Raw genomic sequence first — 15,559 nt, forward strand, 5'->3', positions numbered from 1 at the left:
GCTTCCTCTAGGACGAACCCGGAATTGTCGGCAGGCCGGCGTCCCGCCACGCGGCGAAGCCGCCGTCGAGGTCGGTCGCGCGGAACAGACCCAGGTCCTGCAGGGCGGCGGCGGCCAGGCTGCTCGTGTATCCCTCCTGGCAGGTGACGATCACCTCGAGCGCGTAACTGTCGGCAAAGGACAGCCGGGCGTCGCTGCGCGGATCGAGCCGCCACTCCAGCACGTTGCGCTCGATGATCACGGCGCCCGGGATCTCGCCGAACTCGGCCCGCTGAGCGGCCGGGCGGATGTCGACCAGGACCGCGCCACGGGCCATCGCGGCCGCCGTCTCGAACGGACCGACCCGGGTCAGCCGGGTGCGGGCCTGGGCCAGGATCTCGTTGATGCCCAGCGATCCGGGCGGGGCCGCGGTCACCATTGCGCGCCGGCCCGTTCCACCGCGAGCACCTCGAGGCTCGCGGCGCCGATGCGGTACTTGGTCATGGTCGTCAGGGCCGGGCCGTACACGTGCACGCTGATCGCGGGTTGCGGCGACCGGTTGGTCATCCGGTGCACGTGGTGCGAGCCGAACCGGCGTCCGGCGCCCTCGCCCAGCTCACGCGACGTGACGCGGGGTGCACGGCCGTCGGCGACCGCGACCGTCTCCTCGGTGAGCGTGCCGCCGAACACGTGGAACGCGCCGGCCGAGCCGCCGTGGTCGTGCCACTCGGTGCCCTGCCCCGGCAGCCAGGTCAGCAGCCAGACCTCGTGGTCGTCGGCCACGTGCAGGCGGTGATACCAGCGGTCCACCGGGTTGTAACGCGGCGCGACCGGCCACTCGTCGGGCGCGGCGGCAAAGCGGTTGGCGATGGCGAGATGGTCGAGTCGGATGTCGACGGCGGTCACGGGAGCTCCTCCGTTTGCATACATTGCCTATCAGTCCTATAGGTTTACCGCCACAATGCCGTCCAGGATAGCGGGCATCGCATGTCAGTGGCGGGAAGTCAGCCGATCAGGTTTCGCGCGCGCCGCGACGGGGCGCATCTTGCGAGGAAACGCAGGTCAGCTGGGACAGCAGGCGCTGGCGCAGCGCGCCAGATCAATCGCCAGGTCGGCGATGAGAGGAATACCCATCCGCTGCATGGCCAACATGGTGGCGGGTTGCGGCCGTGATCGTCAAACGTCTTCCATCATTTGAGAGCATCTTCCTGTACCCACCGCCACCCCGGCTCGGTGCGGGCTTGACGATGCCGCCTGCTGGGTCTGCTGGGGGCTCAAGACTGTCGCGTCGGCCGCCGACCGCGTTTGTTGGCCCCTGCGCCGGCTCCGGGTAGGTGTGTTGCGGTCGCCGCCGATTGTGTCCGCGTGCCGTAGTCCGCCCGCCCCGCGGAACATAAGCGTGCGATATTCCGATTCATCGGAGCGGGTGCCGGAGCGACGTATTCATAAGCGATCAAATGATCAATTCGAGATAGCGGACAGGCCTCACAGGACCGTGCTCCGAACTGTACAAGATCAGAATATCTTCGTACGGATATTTCCGGACACGTGGGCCGGGGACGCATCAATGATCATCGTGGCGAGGAATCTAACATGCCCGTCAGTATTGGCACGGCCTCGTCGTTGGCATCCGGAATGTCCACTTAGTGCAGGGCGTCGCGAGAGGCCTCCGCCGATCGGGGGGCCGAGAGCCGCCGGGACGGGTACGCCATGATCACGGGGGGTCTCCACGCTGGACCCGAAAGAGGCTCAACCTGTTTAGCCTCTTTCCTTACAGCAAGCGAATTACGCCGTACGGAGTCGTGTCGATACTCTCCGTCAACGAAATTACGGGATGGGTCACCGGATCGGCTCAGCGCCTCAGCCGTTAAGGCGGAAATCGCGCTGAGCAGGCGATCCGGAATCGAGAAAGCTATATGGTGGCGTCGCCGCCGAGAACCGGTGCCGGAGGCCACCTCGCCCGCTCCCTCCGAACCCCCGATCAACGAGGACGGACAAGTGTTGAAGTCACGCCGCGGTCTCCTGGCCGCCGGCCTTGCGATCGCCGTGGTCGGCGCCATCGGCGTCGTCTCCACGGTCAACGCGGGTGCTGACCAGATCGAGAGCGCGCCGGAGGCCAGTGCTGCCCCGGCTGACGCTTCCGATCCGGCCGGCGCTGACGCTGCCAACGCGACCGCTATCCCCCCGGGCAAGACCCCGCCGCCCCTGCTGCCGTGGGGAGAGCGACCCAAGAAGCTCAGGTACGGAAACGGCGGCGTCACCAGCAAGACGCTGCGCGCCCAGGGCCTGTCGGCCGCGCCGGCCGAGGCGAACGATTCGTTGATCCCCGAGCCGGAATACGGCCCCAAGGGGCGCAGCAGCAAGAACGGCGTCCTGCGCTCGGAAATGACCGACGCCGTCCCGCCGAAGCCGATGGGCCTCAAGGCGGAGAACAACAAGGTCAACTACATGTACAACGTCGGCACGCAGAGCGCCGACACCTCGGGCGTCTACGCCAACATCACGATCGGCAAGCCCGAGCTGGACCGGGACGACTATCACACGCTGGCCGAGCTGGCGCTGCAGTCGGCCGACAGCAAGCAGATCGTCGAGGTCGGCTGGACGGTCGACCGCCTGGTCAACGGCGACGACGACCCACACCTGTTCGTCTTCCACTGGATCAACGGCGAGGCCCGCTGCTACAACGCGTGCGGGTGGGTGCAGGCCGACGGCGAGATCAAGCCGGGCGCGACGCTGACGTACGGCGTCACCAAGAAGTTCGGCATCCAGTATTACGAAGACGGCTGGTGGATCGCCTACGACACCCAGTGGATCGGGTACTTCCCCGAGAAGATCTGGAACGACAAGGGCATCAAGTTCAACCGCTCCGGCCTCGTTCAGGTCTTCGGTGAGGTCGCCGCTTCCGCCGGCAAGAACGAGAACTGCACCGACATGGGCAACGGCACGCTGTCGGCCAAGGACAACGCGGCCCGCGTCTCGAGCGTCTCGTTCATCGATGGCCCGAGCGTCGACATGTACATCCGCAGCACGGCCGAGAAGACCTATCCGATCGCGCCGGTCTCAGCACGCTCCTTCCGGTACGGGGGTCCGGGGGACTGCTGACCGCGAGGCGGCACATGACGCGATGCCCGGTCCCGGCGAGGGGGACCGGGCATCGTCCTTTATTGTGCCCGGGGCACGCCAGAATTCCGGGGGCGAGACGAACGCCCGGCGTGCCGGTTCGAACCGAGTTCACCGCCGAGGTGTACAACCTGGTGGCGAACCGAAGTTCGAGAAGGCGGGCGCGCATGAGGCGACGGGTGAACCCCGACGAGGAGCTGATGACCGCGCTCTACACCGAGCACTACGCGGTCCTGCTCAGCTTCGTGATGCGCTATGTGCACGACCGGCATCGCGCCGAAGATCTCGTGCAGGAGACGCTGCTCCGGGCCTGGAAGCACATCGACCACCTAGACACCGACCCTGGCCGCATCCGGTCCTACCTGCTGACCATCGCCCGCAACGTGGTCACCAACGCCTGGCGGGCCGAGCAGCGACGCCCGCATCTGGTGGCCGACGAGGCCGCGGTCAACGCGATGCCGTCGGCCGACAACGTCGACGAGCTGGTCGAGGGCTGGCTGGTGGCCGAGGCGCTGGAACGGTTGTCGGCCGACCATCAGGCGGTGGTCAAGGCCATGTACTACGAGGGCAAGAGTGTGGCCGACGCGGCCCGCAAACTCTCGGTTCCCGAGGGCACGGTCAAGTCCCGGGCCTATTACGCGGTGCGGGCGCTGCGCACAGTCTTCGAGGAGATGGGGGTGCTGCGGTGAGCACCGACCACGACGAGCTGCACCGGCTGCTCGGTGGCTATCTGCTCGGCGGTCTCGACGAGGCGGACACCGAGCGGCTCGACGCCCACCTGCACGACTGCGACCGCTGCCGCGACGAGCTCGACCGCCTGGCCGCCGTGCCCGAGCTGCTGCGCCGCCTGCCCGACGCGCACCGCGAGGAGCCGTCGGCCGGCGCGGCGCCGGTCAGCATGTCGGCTCGCCCGAGCCAGGCCAACATCGACGACCTGCTGCGCCGCATGCGGGCCGAGCGGTCCCGGCAGAGCCGCGTGGCCGGGGTCCGCTGGCTGGCCGCCGCGGCCGTGGTGCTGGTCGCGGCGGCGATCGGCTTCGGGGTCATCCGGGGCAACCGGGAGGACCGGCCGCCCCAGGTGCTGCCCAGCCCGCAGCTGGTGACCGCCCAGTTCCAGCCGGCCCAGGGCAGCGGCATGTCGGGGCAGGCGGTGCTCACCCCCAAGACGTGGGGTGTCTCGGTGGCGCTCGACGTGAGCAAGCTGCGCGGCTCGGGCCCGTTCCACTGCCAGGTGCGGGGCGCGGCCGGTCAGACCGAGCAGGCCATGGTGTGGGGGCCCACGCCGAGCGGCAACGCCAAGGTCATCGGGGCCAGCTCGATCCAGCTGCGCAACGTCAGCCGGATCGAGGTTCAGGACCACGACGGGCACGTGCTGGGCACGGCCGAACTGGAATAGCTAAGTCACCCTCCGAAGGCGTACGAGGTAGGTCTGGGCCACCACGACCAGGGCCAGGAACGTACCGCTGATCACCTGCTGCCAGTTGCTGTTGAGGTTGCCGACCTGGTTGATCAGGTTCTGGATGACGCCGAGCAGCAGCACACCCGCGATGGTGCCGGCGATCGTGCCCGCGCCACCGGTGAGAAGCGTCCCGCCGATCACCACGGCGGCGATTGCGTCCAGCTCCATGCCGGTGCCCAGCACCGTTACGCCGGAGCCCAGCTTGGCCGCGTTGATCGCTCCGGCCAGACCGGCGAGCAGACCCGACAGCACGTAGACCCACACCTTCGTACGGCGGACCGGCACACCCATCAGGCTGGCCGCGTCCTCGCTGCCGCCGACGGCGTAGACCGAGGAGCCGAAGCGGCTGCGAGCCAGCACCACGATGCCGATCACGACCAGCGCCGCGACCAGCCACACCTGGTAGCCGATGTCGAGGAACGAGCCGGTGCCGAGCTTGCGGAGGGCGTCGCTCTCGACCAGATAGGTGTTCGAGCCCTCGGAGCTGATCGCCCGCATCAGGCCGCGCGCGCCGAGCAGCGCGGCCAGCGTCACGATGAACGGCGCCATCCGGGTATAGGCGATGAGCAGCCCGTTGGCCAGGCCGATGGCCCCGCACACGCCCAGCGGCAGCAGGAACGCGGCGAGGATGCCGTACTGCGAGGCCCAGGCGGCCAGCACGCCGCCGAGCACGTAGAGCGACCCGACCGACAGATCGATGCCGCCCGTGATGATCACGAAGGTCATGCCGAGCGCGATCAGCATCGGGGGCGCGGCCGCGACCAGGATCGTGGCCGCGTTGTCGAAGCTGCGGAAGTTGGGGAAGGTTGCCAGCGCGATCAGCACCACCACGATGAGGACCGCGAGCGCGCCCTGACGCTGGATCGTGCCGACGATGCGGTCGGTGCGCTCCGCCTTGCGGACGTCCTCGACCACGATGGCGGAGGGTTCCGACGCGAGTCCCATGGTCACCGGCTCTTCCTCTCTCGGGCCGCATAGACCGCGATCAGGATGATCACGGCCTGCACCATCTCGGTGGTGGAGGGCTGCAGGTTGTGCTTGATCATCGTGGCGATCACGAGCTGCATGAGCAGGGCGCCGGCCACGGTGCCCAGGACGCGCACCTTGCCGCCGGTCAGCGGGGTGCCGCCGACCACCACGGCGGTGATCGCGGACAGCTCGATGAGCAGGCCCACCGAGGACGCGTCGCTGGACTGGATGCGGGCCACCGAGAGCAGGCCGGCGATCGAGGCGAGCACCGCGCACACCACGTAGACCGTGATCAGCACCCGCTTGACCGGCAGGCCGGCGAGCTCGGCGGCGGGCCGGTTGCCGCCGATGGCCAGCAGCCGCCGGCCGAAGACCGTGCGGCGCACCACGAACCCGACGATCAGCACCATCAGCGCCGCGATCCAGACCAGCACCGGGATGCCGAGCAGGTCGCCCGAGCCCAGATAGAGGAAGTCGGCGTTGCGGATGTCGACCAGCTTGCCCTCGCTGATCACGACGGCGAGACCGCGCCCACCCACGAACAGGGCCAGCGTCGCGACGATCGGCTGCAGACCCACCTTGGCCACCAGCACGCCGTTGATGAACCCGACGGCGACCCCGGCCAGCAGGGCGACCAGGATCGCGGCCACCACCCCGTACCCGAGATAGAGGGGGATGAAGGCGGCGGCGAGAGCCATGACCGAGCCGACCGAGAGGTCGATGCCCTCGGTGCCGATCACCAGGGCCATGCCGAGCGCCACGATCACGATCGGCGCCACCTGGATCAGCTGGATGCGCAGGTTGCTCCAGGTCGCGAAGTACGGGGTGAAGAAGACGTTGTAGACGACGAGCAGCAGGATCGCGGCGTAGACGCCGTACTTGGGCAGCCAGGCGCGCAGCCGGGCCGGGTCGACGATGGGCCGGGCGGCCACCGTTTCAGTGCTCACGGGGGACCTCCGTTGCGATGGTCGACATCAGATCCTCGGCGGTGACCTCGGCGCCGGTCAGGGTGCCGACCACGACACCGTCGCGCAGCACCACCACCCGGTCCGAGCCCTCGACCAGCTCCTCGGCGTCCGACGAGACCAGCACGACGCCGAGACCCTCGGCGGCCAGTTCGTCGATCAGCGACTGCACCTCGGCCTTGGCGCCGACGTCGATGCCGCGGGTCGGCTCGTCGAGCAGCAGCACCTTGGGGTCGGTGGCGAGCAGCCGGGCCAGCAGCACTTTCTGCTGGTTGCCGCCGGAGAGGTCGCCCACGGCCTGGTCGGGGCTGGACGCCTTGATCTGCAGGCGCTTCATGTATTTGTCGACGACCGCGTCGATCTTGGCGTCGGAGACCAGACCCATCCGGGACATGCGTGGGAGCACGGCCAGGGCGATGTTCTCCCGTACGGAGAGGCCGGGCACGATGCCCTCGGCCTTGCGATCCTCGGGCTGCACCGCGACGCCGGCGTTCACCGCCCGTACGGGAGTGGGCTTCTTCAGCTCTTTCCCGTCGACCTCGATCTGACCGCTGTCCAGGTGGTACGCGCCGCCGATGGCCTTGACCGTCTCGCTGCGGCCGGCACCGAGCAGCCCGCCCAGCCCGACCACCTCGCCGGGACGCACGTCGAAGCTCACGTCGTGCAGCTTGTGGCGGCTGTTCAGCCCGCGCACCCGCAGCACCGGCGCGGCTTCCTCGTCGCCGGTGGCCGCCCCGGAGAACGCGGTCGCGCCCTCCCGGCGTACCTCGGCCATGTCACGCCCGAGCATGAGCGAGACCAGCCGGATGCGTTCGAGGTCGGCCAGTCTGCCGGTGTGCACCAGTTTGCCGTCGCGCAGGATGGTGACCGCGTCGCAGATCTCGTAGAGCTCGTCGAGCCGGTGGCTGACGTAGATGATGCCGATGCCCTTGGCGTGCAGTTCCCGGATGACGCCGAAGAGGGTCTGCACCTCGCGCGGCTCGAGCGACGAGGTGGGCTCGTCCATGATGACGACCTTGGCGTCGATCATGACGGCGCGGGCCAGGGCGACCATCTGTTGCGCGCCGAGCGCGAGTGTGCCCAGCTGGCGGCGCACGTCGGTGGTGACGCCGTAGCCGGCCAGCACCTCGCGGGCCTCGCGGTCCATCCGGCCCCGGTCGATCAGGCCGAACGCGTTGCGCGGTTCGCGGCCGAGGAAGAGGTTCTGCGCCACGCTCATCAGCGGGACGAGGTTGACCTCCTGATAGATGGTCGAGATGCCGGCACGCTGGGCGTCCATCGGGCTGCCGAACTGCGCCGGCTGATCCTGATAGCGCAGCTCGCCGCCGTCCGGTTGGTAGACGCCGGTGAGCACCTTGATCAAAGTGGACTTGCCGGCGCCGTTCTCGCCGACGAGCGCGTGCACCTCGCCCGGTTGCAACGTGAAGGAGACCGAGTCGAGGGCGCGTACGCCCGGAAATATCTTGGAGACGTCGACGACTTCCAGCAACGCCATGCAGTGGCTCCTAAATCGGTGCCGGGCCGGATGGTCAGGGCACCACCCGGCCCGGCGGTCGTAGCTACCCCAGTGGGGCCGCGTTGTTCCAGGTGACGTCGGCGTTGTAGCTGCCGGCACCGTCCCATGTGTTGCCACCGCCGTTGGTGGCGATGTAAACCGCTTCGCCGTAGTGGCGCCAGTAGTAGCCGGGATAGTTGAGCGATTCGAGCGAGACGTTGCCCGTCCCGCCGTTGAGGCCGGGCTGGGCACAGAACGTGGCGTCCTGCTGGAACGTCGCGCTCCCGTCGTTGGCCGCCTTCTGCAGCCGGTAGTTGGCGTGCCGGAGGAACTGGCCGGGATAGTTGGCCGACTCGAACGTGTAGCAGCTGTTGTCGGCCAGACCGGTGCGGACGACGAAGGTCGCGTCCTGCCGGTCGGCCTGAGCGCTCGACGCCGAAATCACGTCGGTGCGCGCCAGGTTGTCACGGTGCCGCAGGTAGCGGTTGTCGTAGCCGGCGGTGGTGACCCGGAACGACCGGCTCTGCCCGACGGCCAGGTCGGCGCCGCTGCGCCACAGCGGGGTGCCGACGGCCCAGGTCGCGTCGTCGTTGAACGAGCCGCCGGTGCCCGCCTCGACCCACACCTGCTCGGCGCGGTGGCGCAGGTATCGGCCGGGGAAGTTGGCCGACTCGAGCGACGTGCCGCCGCCGGAGAGGCCGGGGCGGGCGCAGAAGGTCGCGTCGCCGGTGAAGGACCCGCCGTTGTTGGCCTCGCGGTAGACCCGGGAGTCACGGTGCCGCAGGTACTGGCCGGGGAAGTTGCGCGACTCGAAGGAGTAGCAGGACGCGTTGGACAGGCCCGGACGTACGTAATAGGTGGCGTCCTGCCGGTCGGTCGCCGAGCTCGACGTCGAGATCACGTCGGTGCGCGCCGCGCCGTCCGCGTGCCGCAGGTAACGGTTGGTGTAACCGGGCGTGGTGACCCGCAGCGACGCCGGCCGGTTGAGCGAGAGCGTCGTGCCGTTGGCCGCGCCCAGGACCCGGGTGTTGACCTCGCGAACCCGGGCGAAATCCATCTTGCGGATCTGCCGGTCGTACGTGAAGAAGCCGTTGAGCTCCTCCTCGACGTCGGTCGGTTCGGTGTAGACGGAGCCGGACAGCCCGTTGCCGTTGATCAGGTCGACCATCCGGCTCGTGATCTGCACGTACCGGCTGGTCAGCGCGTTCGAGTCGGGCAGCCACTCGTACGCGAACTTGCCCGTGGTCGGCCACTCGTGCCCGGGGGTGCGCAGACCCAGGCCGCCGTACTCGCCGTTGACCGCGAACCGGGTCGCTGTCGGCGGCCGCGTGATGCCCGGGCCGACATACATGTGGTCGTCGATGACGTCGCCGTTGCCCGGGTCGGGGTCGGAGTCGCAGCAGTTGGAGCCGGAGTTGTGGTTGACCATCCGGGTCGCGTCCCAGCTCTTGACCAGATCGGCGATCCGGCCGGCGTCGTATTCGCCCCAGCCCTCGTTGAACGGCACCCACTGCACGATCGACGTGATGCCCTTGTGCTCATCGACCATCTCGCGCAGCTCCTTCTCGAAGCGCGTGCGGCCTGCCGCCGACGGTTCCCGGCCGCTGGCCAGCGCGGGCATGTCCTGCCAGACCATCAGGCCGAGCCGGTCGGCCCAGTAGAACCAGCGGTCGTTCTCGACCTTGATGTGCTTGCGCACCATGTTGAAGCCGAGGGCCTTCTGCTGCTCCAGGTCGAAGCGCAGGGCGGTGTCGGTGGGCGCGGTCGAGATGCCGTCCGGCCAGTAACCCTGGTCGAGGGTGCCCAGCTGGAAGACGAACTTGCCGTTCAGGGTCGGGCGCAGCACTCCGCCGAGCATCGCCTTGCCGAGCGAGCGCATGCCGAAGTAGCCGCCGACCGCGTCACCGCTCGCCAGCGTGACCCGCAGGTCGTACAGGAAGGGATCGTCGGGGGTCCAGAGGTGCGCGTTGGGCACCGGGATGCGGAACGACGAGCCGACCGTGCCGGTGGCCGAGCCGACGACCGTGCCGCCCGAGAGCACCTGGGCCGTGACCTGCTGGCCACCCGCGTTGGCGGCCTGCACGACCAGGTCGAGGCCGCCGGCCGGCACGTTCGGGGTGGTGTCGAGCCGGGTGATGCGGGCCGGGTTGGTCGGCTCCAGCCACACGGTCTGCCAGATGCCCGAGTACGGCGTGTACCAGATGCCGCCGCGGCTCAGGCGCTGCTTGCCGACCGGGATGTCCTGGGAGTTGGTGGGGTCCCAGACGCCGACGATGATCTCGTTGCTGCCGCTGCGCAGAGCGCTCGTGACGTCGTACGAGAACTTGTCGTAGCCGCCCTCGTGGGTGCCGAGCAGCGTGCCGTTGACCCACACTTTCGACTGCCAGTCGACGGCGCCGAAGTTGAGCTGCACGTTCCGGCCCGACCAGCCGGCCGGCACGGTGAAGCTGCGGCGGTAGTACGAGTAGTCCTGGCGCCGCATGATCCCGGAGAGCGCGCTCTCGATCGGGTAGGGCACGAGGATCTCCTCGCCGAGGGTCTGTCCGGTTGGCGGGGTGTTGATGTTCGACGCTCCGGCGAACTGCCAGATGCCGTTGAGGCTCTGCCAGTCGGTTCGCGTCAGCTGGGGGCGGGGATATTCGGGAAGCGGGTTGGTCGTGCTGACCTGGCCGGTCCAGGGGGTGGTCAGCGGGGGTGTCTTCGGGACGAACGCTGCTGCCGGTGAGGCGAATGCCACGACCGCGCCCGCGCTTGCGGTGAGGGCCGCGACGGCGAGGGCGAGAAGCCTCCGGGGATGTGCAGTCACGTTCTCTCTCCTTCGAAAGAGTGTGCCGTGCGAGGACGCACACATACTGACGTGATCGCACACGGGGCAGCAATAGACAGACATCAATGTTTCTTAACCGTGCGGAAACGACGGCGGCGCCACGAGGATCGCCCGGGGCGCCGCCGTCGTTGGCTCAGTAGGCGGAGCCGATGTCCGTCTTGGCGGTGTCTGCGCCGTATTGCCGGTCCTGGATGATGATGTCCTGGCCGACCGGCTCACCACCGAAGAACTTGGTCGCGGTCTCGAACGCGAGCGGGCCGAAACGCGGGTTCGACTCGATCACCGCGGAGGCCCAGCCATCCACAATGGCCTGCACAGCGCCCTTGGTGCCGTCGATCGACACGACCTTGACGTCACCGGCCTTCTTGCCCGCGCTCTTGAGAGCGGTGATGGCGCCGAGGGCCATCTCGTCGTTCTCCCCGTAGATGCCGTTGATGTCCGGGTTGGACTGCAGAAGCTGCTCGCTGACCTTCTGCCCTTCCTCGCGCGAGAAGTTGCCCGTCTGTTCGAAGACAACCTGGATATCCGGCGCAATCTTGGCGATCTGGTCCTTGAAACCGCTCGTCCGCAGCGTGGTCACGTTGTTGCCGGGCGAGCCCAGCAGGATGGCGACCTTGCCCTTGTTGCCCATCGCCTTGGCCATCTCGTCGGCCGCGCGCTTGCCCTGCTCGGCGAAATCCGACCCGATGAAGGTCAGGTAGTCCTTGCAGGGAGTGGCGTTGATCTTGCGGTCGATCGTGATGATCGGAACCTTCTTGGCCGACGCCTTGGCGAAGACGGAGTCCCAGCCGTCCGAGTTGAGCGGCGCGATGACCAGCAGCTGCACACCCGAGTCGATCATCTGCTCGACGTCACTGATCTGCTTGTTGAACTGCGAGTTCGCGTTCGTCGCGGTGAGGTTGGTGATCCCCAGCTTCGCCGCCTCGTCCCGGATGGACTGGGTCTCGGCGATGCGGAACGGGTTCGCCTCCTTCTCCGACTGGGAGAAGCCGACCTTGGCCGTCTTCAGGTCGATCTTGGTGCCGCCGTACTGCTCCAGAGTGCAGGTCGCGGCGTCGGCGCCGGCGGACTGCACGACCTGGGCGCCGGCCGAGGGGGCGGCGCCGCTGGACGGGGTGCCGCTGTCCTCGGACTTGGCGCAGGCGCTGAGGAAGAGAAGGGCCGCACCGAAGATCGCGGCCGCCGGCCGCCAGCGGCCGGGAGAAACGCTCATGACGAGCTCCTTAGTGGTGGATGTGAAACCGGGGAGTAACCACCTAGAAACACATTCACGCACTATCGAACTTTTTCTGTCAAGAGATGAGCGCAGACCCGCGCAATAACGAACGTGTATCAAAATCGTGAGGGCGCGGAACGACCACTCCGAACAGGATCAAACCACGGATGTTGATGTGCGCGCGACGTCCCACCGCGCCGACATCGAGGCGAACAGGCGCCGCGCCTCGTCGGGGTGATCCCCGCTGAGCACCGCGGCGTCCTCGAGCGCCGACGCCAGTTCGAGCACCCGGCCCACCTTGCGGTAGTGCGCGGCCGCGGTCAGGGCCAGGGCCGGATCGCCGAGCAGCAGCGCCTGACAGCGCAGGTTGGCCGCGTACGCCCGGGCCGGTCGGACCTCGCGGGCGGCCTCGGCGGCACAGATCGCGGCGGCCCGCTCGGCGACGTCGGGCCGGTGCTGCCGCTGGGCCAGCCGCAGCACGTCGGGCAGCCACTGGTGGCGCAGCATCATCGGCGCGTACGCCGGTTGCAGCAACGGGCCCAGCAGATCGAGCGCCTCGGCCGGCCGGTCCTGCTGCTCGGCCGCCAGGGCCCGCGCGACCAGCAGAAAGTCGCAGTTCTCGCGCTCGGCCTCGCTGGCCGGAACGGCGTCGGCCGCCCCCAGGTGCGCCGCGGCCAGGTCGGGGGCGTCACGGTGCAGCGCGATCAGCGCGGCCACCCCGTGCAGCAGCATGGTCACCGCCCCCGGCTCACGCTGGCCGTTGAAGCTGATGCCCGGACCGTCCTCGGTGACCGCACCGACCTCGGCCAGCGCCTCGTCCCAGCGGCCCAGCCAGTAGTCCTGCACCGCGGCGGCCACCTGAAGACCGGCCGGCGCGGTGCGCAGCGTCTCCTGAGCCTCGTCGAGCCGGTCGAGATTTTGCAGCGAGAACAGCCGGTTGTCGAGCAGGTCGACATAGGTGCCGGTCAGCTCCGGGCGGCCGCGCACCACCTCGAGCGCCCGGTCCACATGCTCCAGCGCGCGCTCGTGGTCGCGCCGTATCGAGCTGGTCAGCCAGATCGTCTGCAGCGCGAACGCGGTCTCGTAGGGCTGGCCGGCCGCGACCGCCTCGTCGTGCACCGCCCGGGCCCGCCGCTCCGCCGCGTCGAGATCGTCGAGGTCGCCGCGCCGGAAGTTGGCCAGCAGCACCCGGTGCCGCGACCGCCAGAGGGCCGGCACCCGCTGGTCGTCGACCGCGTCGCGCAGCATCGCCTCGGCCTCGGCCGTCTCGCCGCGCCGGTGGCGCATCGTGGCCAGCAGCTGCCGCATCTCGGCGCGGTCGGCCGGATCGGCGGCCAGGCTCATCGCCTCCTCGGCCTGGTTCATCGGTGTGCGGCCCTGCCGGAACTCCAGCCGCACCAGGGCGACCAGCAGCACGCCCCGCTCCTCGGCCGACGGCAGCTCGGTGGCGAGCGTGCGGCGGATCAGATCGCCGGCGATCTGCGGCGCCCGGCGCACCACCGCCGCATGATGGGTGACCAGCCAGTTCAGCACCCACGAGTCGACCACCGGGGCGGACGCGCTGAGCTGCTCGGCGACCCGGGTCAGCGGGCTGCCCCCGGCCGCCAGCACCTCGGCCGCGTGCCGGTGCAGGCCCGCGCGCAGGGCCGGCGGGACGCTCGCGACCAGCGCCTGCCGCAGGAACGGGTGCCGGAAGGCCAGGTCGGTGCCGCTGTCGACGAGCACCGCCGCGGTCAGCGCCTCCTCCAGCGCCCCGACGAGGTCGAGCGCCGAACGCCCGGTCACGGCCACGACCTCGCTGACCGAGAACTCCGAACCGAGCAGGGCCGCCAGCCGCAGCACCTCGCGGGTCTCGGGGGACAGCACGTCGAGCGCGGCGTGCACCGCGTCGAGCAGGGTCTGCGGCGGGTCGACCGTCACCTCGGGGCCGATGTCGGCGCGGCCGCCGCTGATCTCGACCGCGTCCCGCTGGCGCAGCGCCTCGACCAGTTCGCGCGCGAAGAGCGGATTACCACCCGAGCGGGCGGCCAGCGCACGCAGGTTGTCGCCGGGCGGGGCCCCGACCAGGGCGGTCACCATGCGGTCGAGGTCGGTCGGGGCGAGCGGACCCAGGTCGAGCGGCAGCCGCTGCCGCGCGAGGACCTTGCGGCGCAGGTCGGCCTGGTGCGCGTCGGGGCGAGCCGAGGCGACCAGCAGCAGCGGAAGCTTGGGCACCAGGGCCAGCAGACGTTCCCACACCCGTACGGTGGCGCTGTCCGCCCACTGCATGTCGTCGACGACCAGCACCAGCGGCGAAGTGGCGCAGGCCGACCGCACGGCCGCGACGATCTGGTCGTCGACCGGCTCGGCCCCGGTGCCCAGCCCGAGGGCCCGCGACAGCACCTGCAGCGGTACGCGCGAACCCAGCTGGTCGGCCGCGCCCCAGGCGACCCGGCAGCCGAAGCGGGCGGCGTCGGCGAACGCGTGCGTGAGCAGCTCGGTCTTGCCGATGCCGGGCTCGCCGGAGATCCACACCGCGTTCCCGGACCCGGCCGCGACCGCGCGCACCAGGCCCCGGAGATGATCGATCTCGGCCACCCGGCCCACCCACGAGCGGCCGCCCAGCCCGTCGCGCAGGGCCTTGGCGATCGGCGTGGGCACCACCGTGCGATGCTCCGGGCCGGAGCGGCGGGCGGGATGGCGATCGCCCGCCCCGGCCAGCAACTGCCGCTGCAGCGAGCGCAGCGCCGGGCCCGGCTCGATGCCCAGCTCGGCGACGAGCGTGCGGCGGGCCGTCCGGAACGCCTCGAGCGCCTCGCCGTGCCGGCCCGCCCGGTGCAGCGCGCGCATCAGCAGCTCGTGGAGCGGTTCGTGCAGCGGGTGGTCGCGGACCAGCGCCGTGAGCTCGGCGACCAGGTCGTCGTCGCCGCCGGCCTCGAGCCGCAGCCGGGCGCGCTGTTCGGCCGCGGCCAGCCGCAGCTCGGCCAGCCGCTGACGGTCGAGCTCGAGGAACGGGCCGGCCAGGGTCGCGTACGCGTCGCCGCGCCACAGCGCCAGCGCCTCGTCGAGCCGGGCGACGGCGCCGGTCGCGTCCCCGCCGGCGAGCAGCTCGGCCGCGGCGGTCCGCAGCCGGTGGAACCGGGCCGAGTCGAGCGCGTCCTCGTCGACCAGCAGCCGGTAACCGCCCGAGCCGGTGCTGAGGTTTTCCGCCCCGAGCACGCGGCGCAGCCCCGAGACGTACGTGTAGACACTGCCCACGGCGGTGGCCGGCGGCGAATCGCCCCAGATTGCGGTGATCAGCTCGTCGCGGCCCACCACCCGGCCGGCGTGCGCCGCGAGCACCGCGAAGACCGCCCGCTGGCGCGCGGGGCCGAGCTCGAGCTCACGCTCGGAGAGCCAGGCACGGACCGGCCCGAGCACGCAGACGCGTACGTTCGCCACGTGTCCTCCCGGGTCGGTTGCTGTCAACATTGAGGGAGACGGGCCGGGTGTCAATGGATAACACAAACCGCACGGACGGGCACTCATGAGCCGTCGTTCTTCCGCACGG

General features: G+C 69.8%; 11 protein-coding genes. 3 read left to right on the forward strand and 8 right to left on the reverse strand.

Features of this window, described 5'->3' with window-relative positions:
* Nucleotides 1-7: 7 nt before the first annotated feature.
* On the reverse strand, nt 8-418 hold the full coding sequence (locus ACZ3I4_RS01150; RefSeq protein ID WP_465379812.1) for a rhodanese-like domain-containing protein: 411 nt from the start codon (nt 416-418) through the stop codon (nt 8-10).
* On the reverse strand, nt 412-885 hold the full coding sequence (locus tag ACZ3I4_RS01155; RefSeq protein ID WP_465379813.1) for a cysteine dioxygenase: 474 nt from the start codon (nt 883-885) through the stop codon (nt 412-414). Before ACZ3I4_RS01155 ends, ACZ3I4_RS01150 begins: the two co-directional genes overlap by 7 nt.
* Before the next feature lie 1,092 nt (nt 886-1,977).
* On the opposite strand from ACZ3I4_RS01155, the gene ACZ3I4_RS01160 reads away from it, so the two are divergent.
* From ACZ3I4_RS01160 to ACZ3I4_RS01170, 3 genes are all read left to right on the forward strand, one after another.
* A complete protein-coding gene (locus ACZ3I4_RS01160) occupies nt 1,978-3,081 on the forward strand; it encodes a neprosin family prolyl endopeptidase (protein ID WP_465379814.1) in 1,104 nt (367 codons plus the stop codon).
* 185 nt (nt 3,082-3,266) lie between these two features.
* Nucleotides 3,267-3,788, forward strand: a complete 522-nt coding sequence (locus ACZ3I4_RS01165; RefSeq protein ID WP_465379815.1) for a sigma-70 family RNA polymerase sigma factor — start codon at nt 3,267-3,269, stop codon at nt 3,786-3,788.
* On the forward strand, nt 3,785-4,495 hold the full coding sequence (locus ACZ3I4_RS01170; RefSeq protein ID WP_465379816.1) for an anti-sigma factor family protein: 711 nt from the start codon (nt 3,785-3,787) through the stop codon (nt 4,493-4,495). The genes ACZ3I4_RS01165 and ACZ3I4_RS01170 overlap by 4 nt, the downstream gene beginning before the upstream one ends.
* Here the strand turns inward: ACZ3I4_RS01170 and ACZ3I4_RS01175 are convergent, their stop codons facing one another.
* From ACZ3I4_RS01175 to ACZ3I4_RS01200, 6 genes are all read right to left on the reverse strand, one after another.
* A complete protein-coding gene (locus ACZ3I4_RS01175; RefSeq protein ID WP_465380438.1) occupies nt 4,496-5,503 on the reverse strand; it encodes an ABC transporter permease in 1,008 nt (335 codons plus the stop codon). It abuts the gene before it with no gap.
* Between the two features lie 2 nt (nt 5,504-5,505).
* Nucleotides 5,506-6,474 (reverse strand): ABC transporter permease, encoded by a 969-nt coding sequence (locus ACZ3I4_RS01180; protein ID WP_465379817.1) that lies wholly within the window; start codon nt 6,472-6,474, stop codon nt 5,506-5,508.
* Complete coding sequence (locus ACZ3I4_RS01185; protein ID WP_465379818.1) at nt 6,464-7,987, reverse strand: sugar ABC transporter ATP-binding protein; 1,524 nt, start codon at nt 7,985-7,987, stop codon at nt 6,464-6,466. The genes ACZ3I4_RS01180 and ACZ3I4_RS01185 overlap by 11 nt, the downstream gene beginning before the upstream one ends.
* Before the next feature lie 64 nt (nt 7,988-8,051).
* Nucleotides 8,052-10,793, reverse strand: a complete 2,742-nt coding sequence (locus tag ACZ3I4_RS01190) for an AbfB domain-containing protein (protein ID WP_465379819.1) — start codon at nt 10,791-10,793, stop codon at nt 8,052-8,054.
* A 154-nt stretch (nt 10,794-10,947) separates the two neighbouring features.
* Entirely contained in the window at nt 10,948-12,027 is a 1,080-nt protein-coding gene (locus tag ACZ3I4_RS01195; protein WP_465379820.1) for an ABC transporter substrate-binding protein, read from the reverse strand.
* 159 nt (nt 12,028-12,186) lie between these two features.
* A complete protein-coding gene (locus ACZ3I4_RS01200) occupies nt 12,187-15,450 on the reverse strand; it encodes a BTAD domain-containing putative transcriptional regulator (protein WP_465379821.1) in 3,264 nt (1,087 codons plus the stop codon).
* Nucleotides 15,451-15,559: the final 109 nt, after the last annotated feature.

The organism is Actinoplanes sp. NPDC021490 (assembly GCF_055562135.1).

What these genes read in the sequence shown, in the direction of transcription:
- ACZ3I4_RS01150 (WP_465379812.1), bottom strand. Translation starts at nt 418, where the DNA reads ATGGTGACCGCGGCCCCGCCCGGATCGCTGGGCATCAACGAGATCCTG.
- ACZ3I4_RS01165 (WP_465379815.1), top strand. Translation starts at nt 3,267, where the DNA reads ATGAGGCGACGGGTGAACCCCGACGAGGAGCTGATGACCGCGCTCTAC.
- ACZ3I4_RS01175 (WP_465380438.1), bottom strand. Translation starts at nt 5,503, where the DNA reads ATGGGACTCGCGTCGGAACCCTCCGCCATCGTGGTCGAGGACGTCCGC.
- ACZ3I4_RS01185 (WP_465379818.1), bottom strand. Translation starts at nt 7,987, where the DNA reads ATGGCGTTGCTGGAAGTCGTCGACGTCTCCAAGATATTTCCGGGCGTA.
- ACZ3I4_RS01195 (WP_465379820.1), bottom strand. Translation starts at nt 12,027, where the DNA reads ATGAGCGTTTCTCCCGGCCGCTGGCGGCCGGCGGCCGCGATCTTCGGT.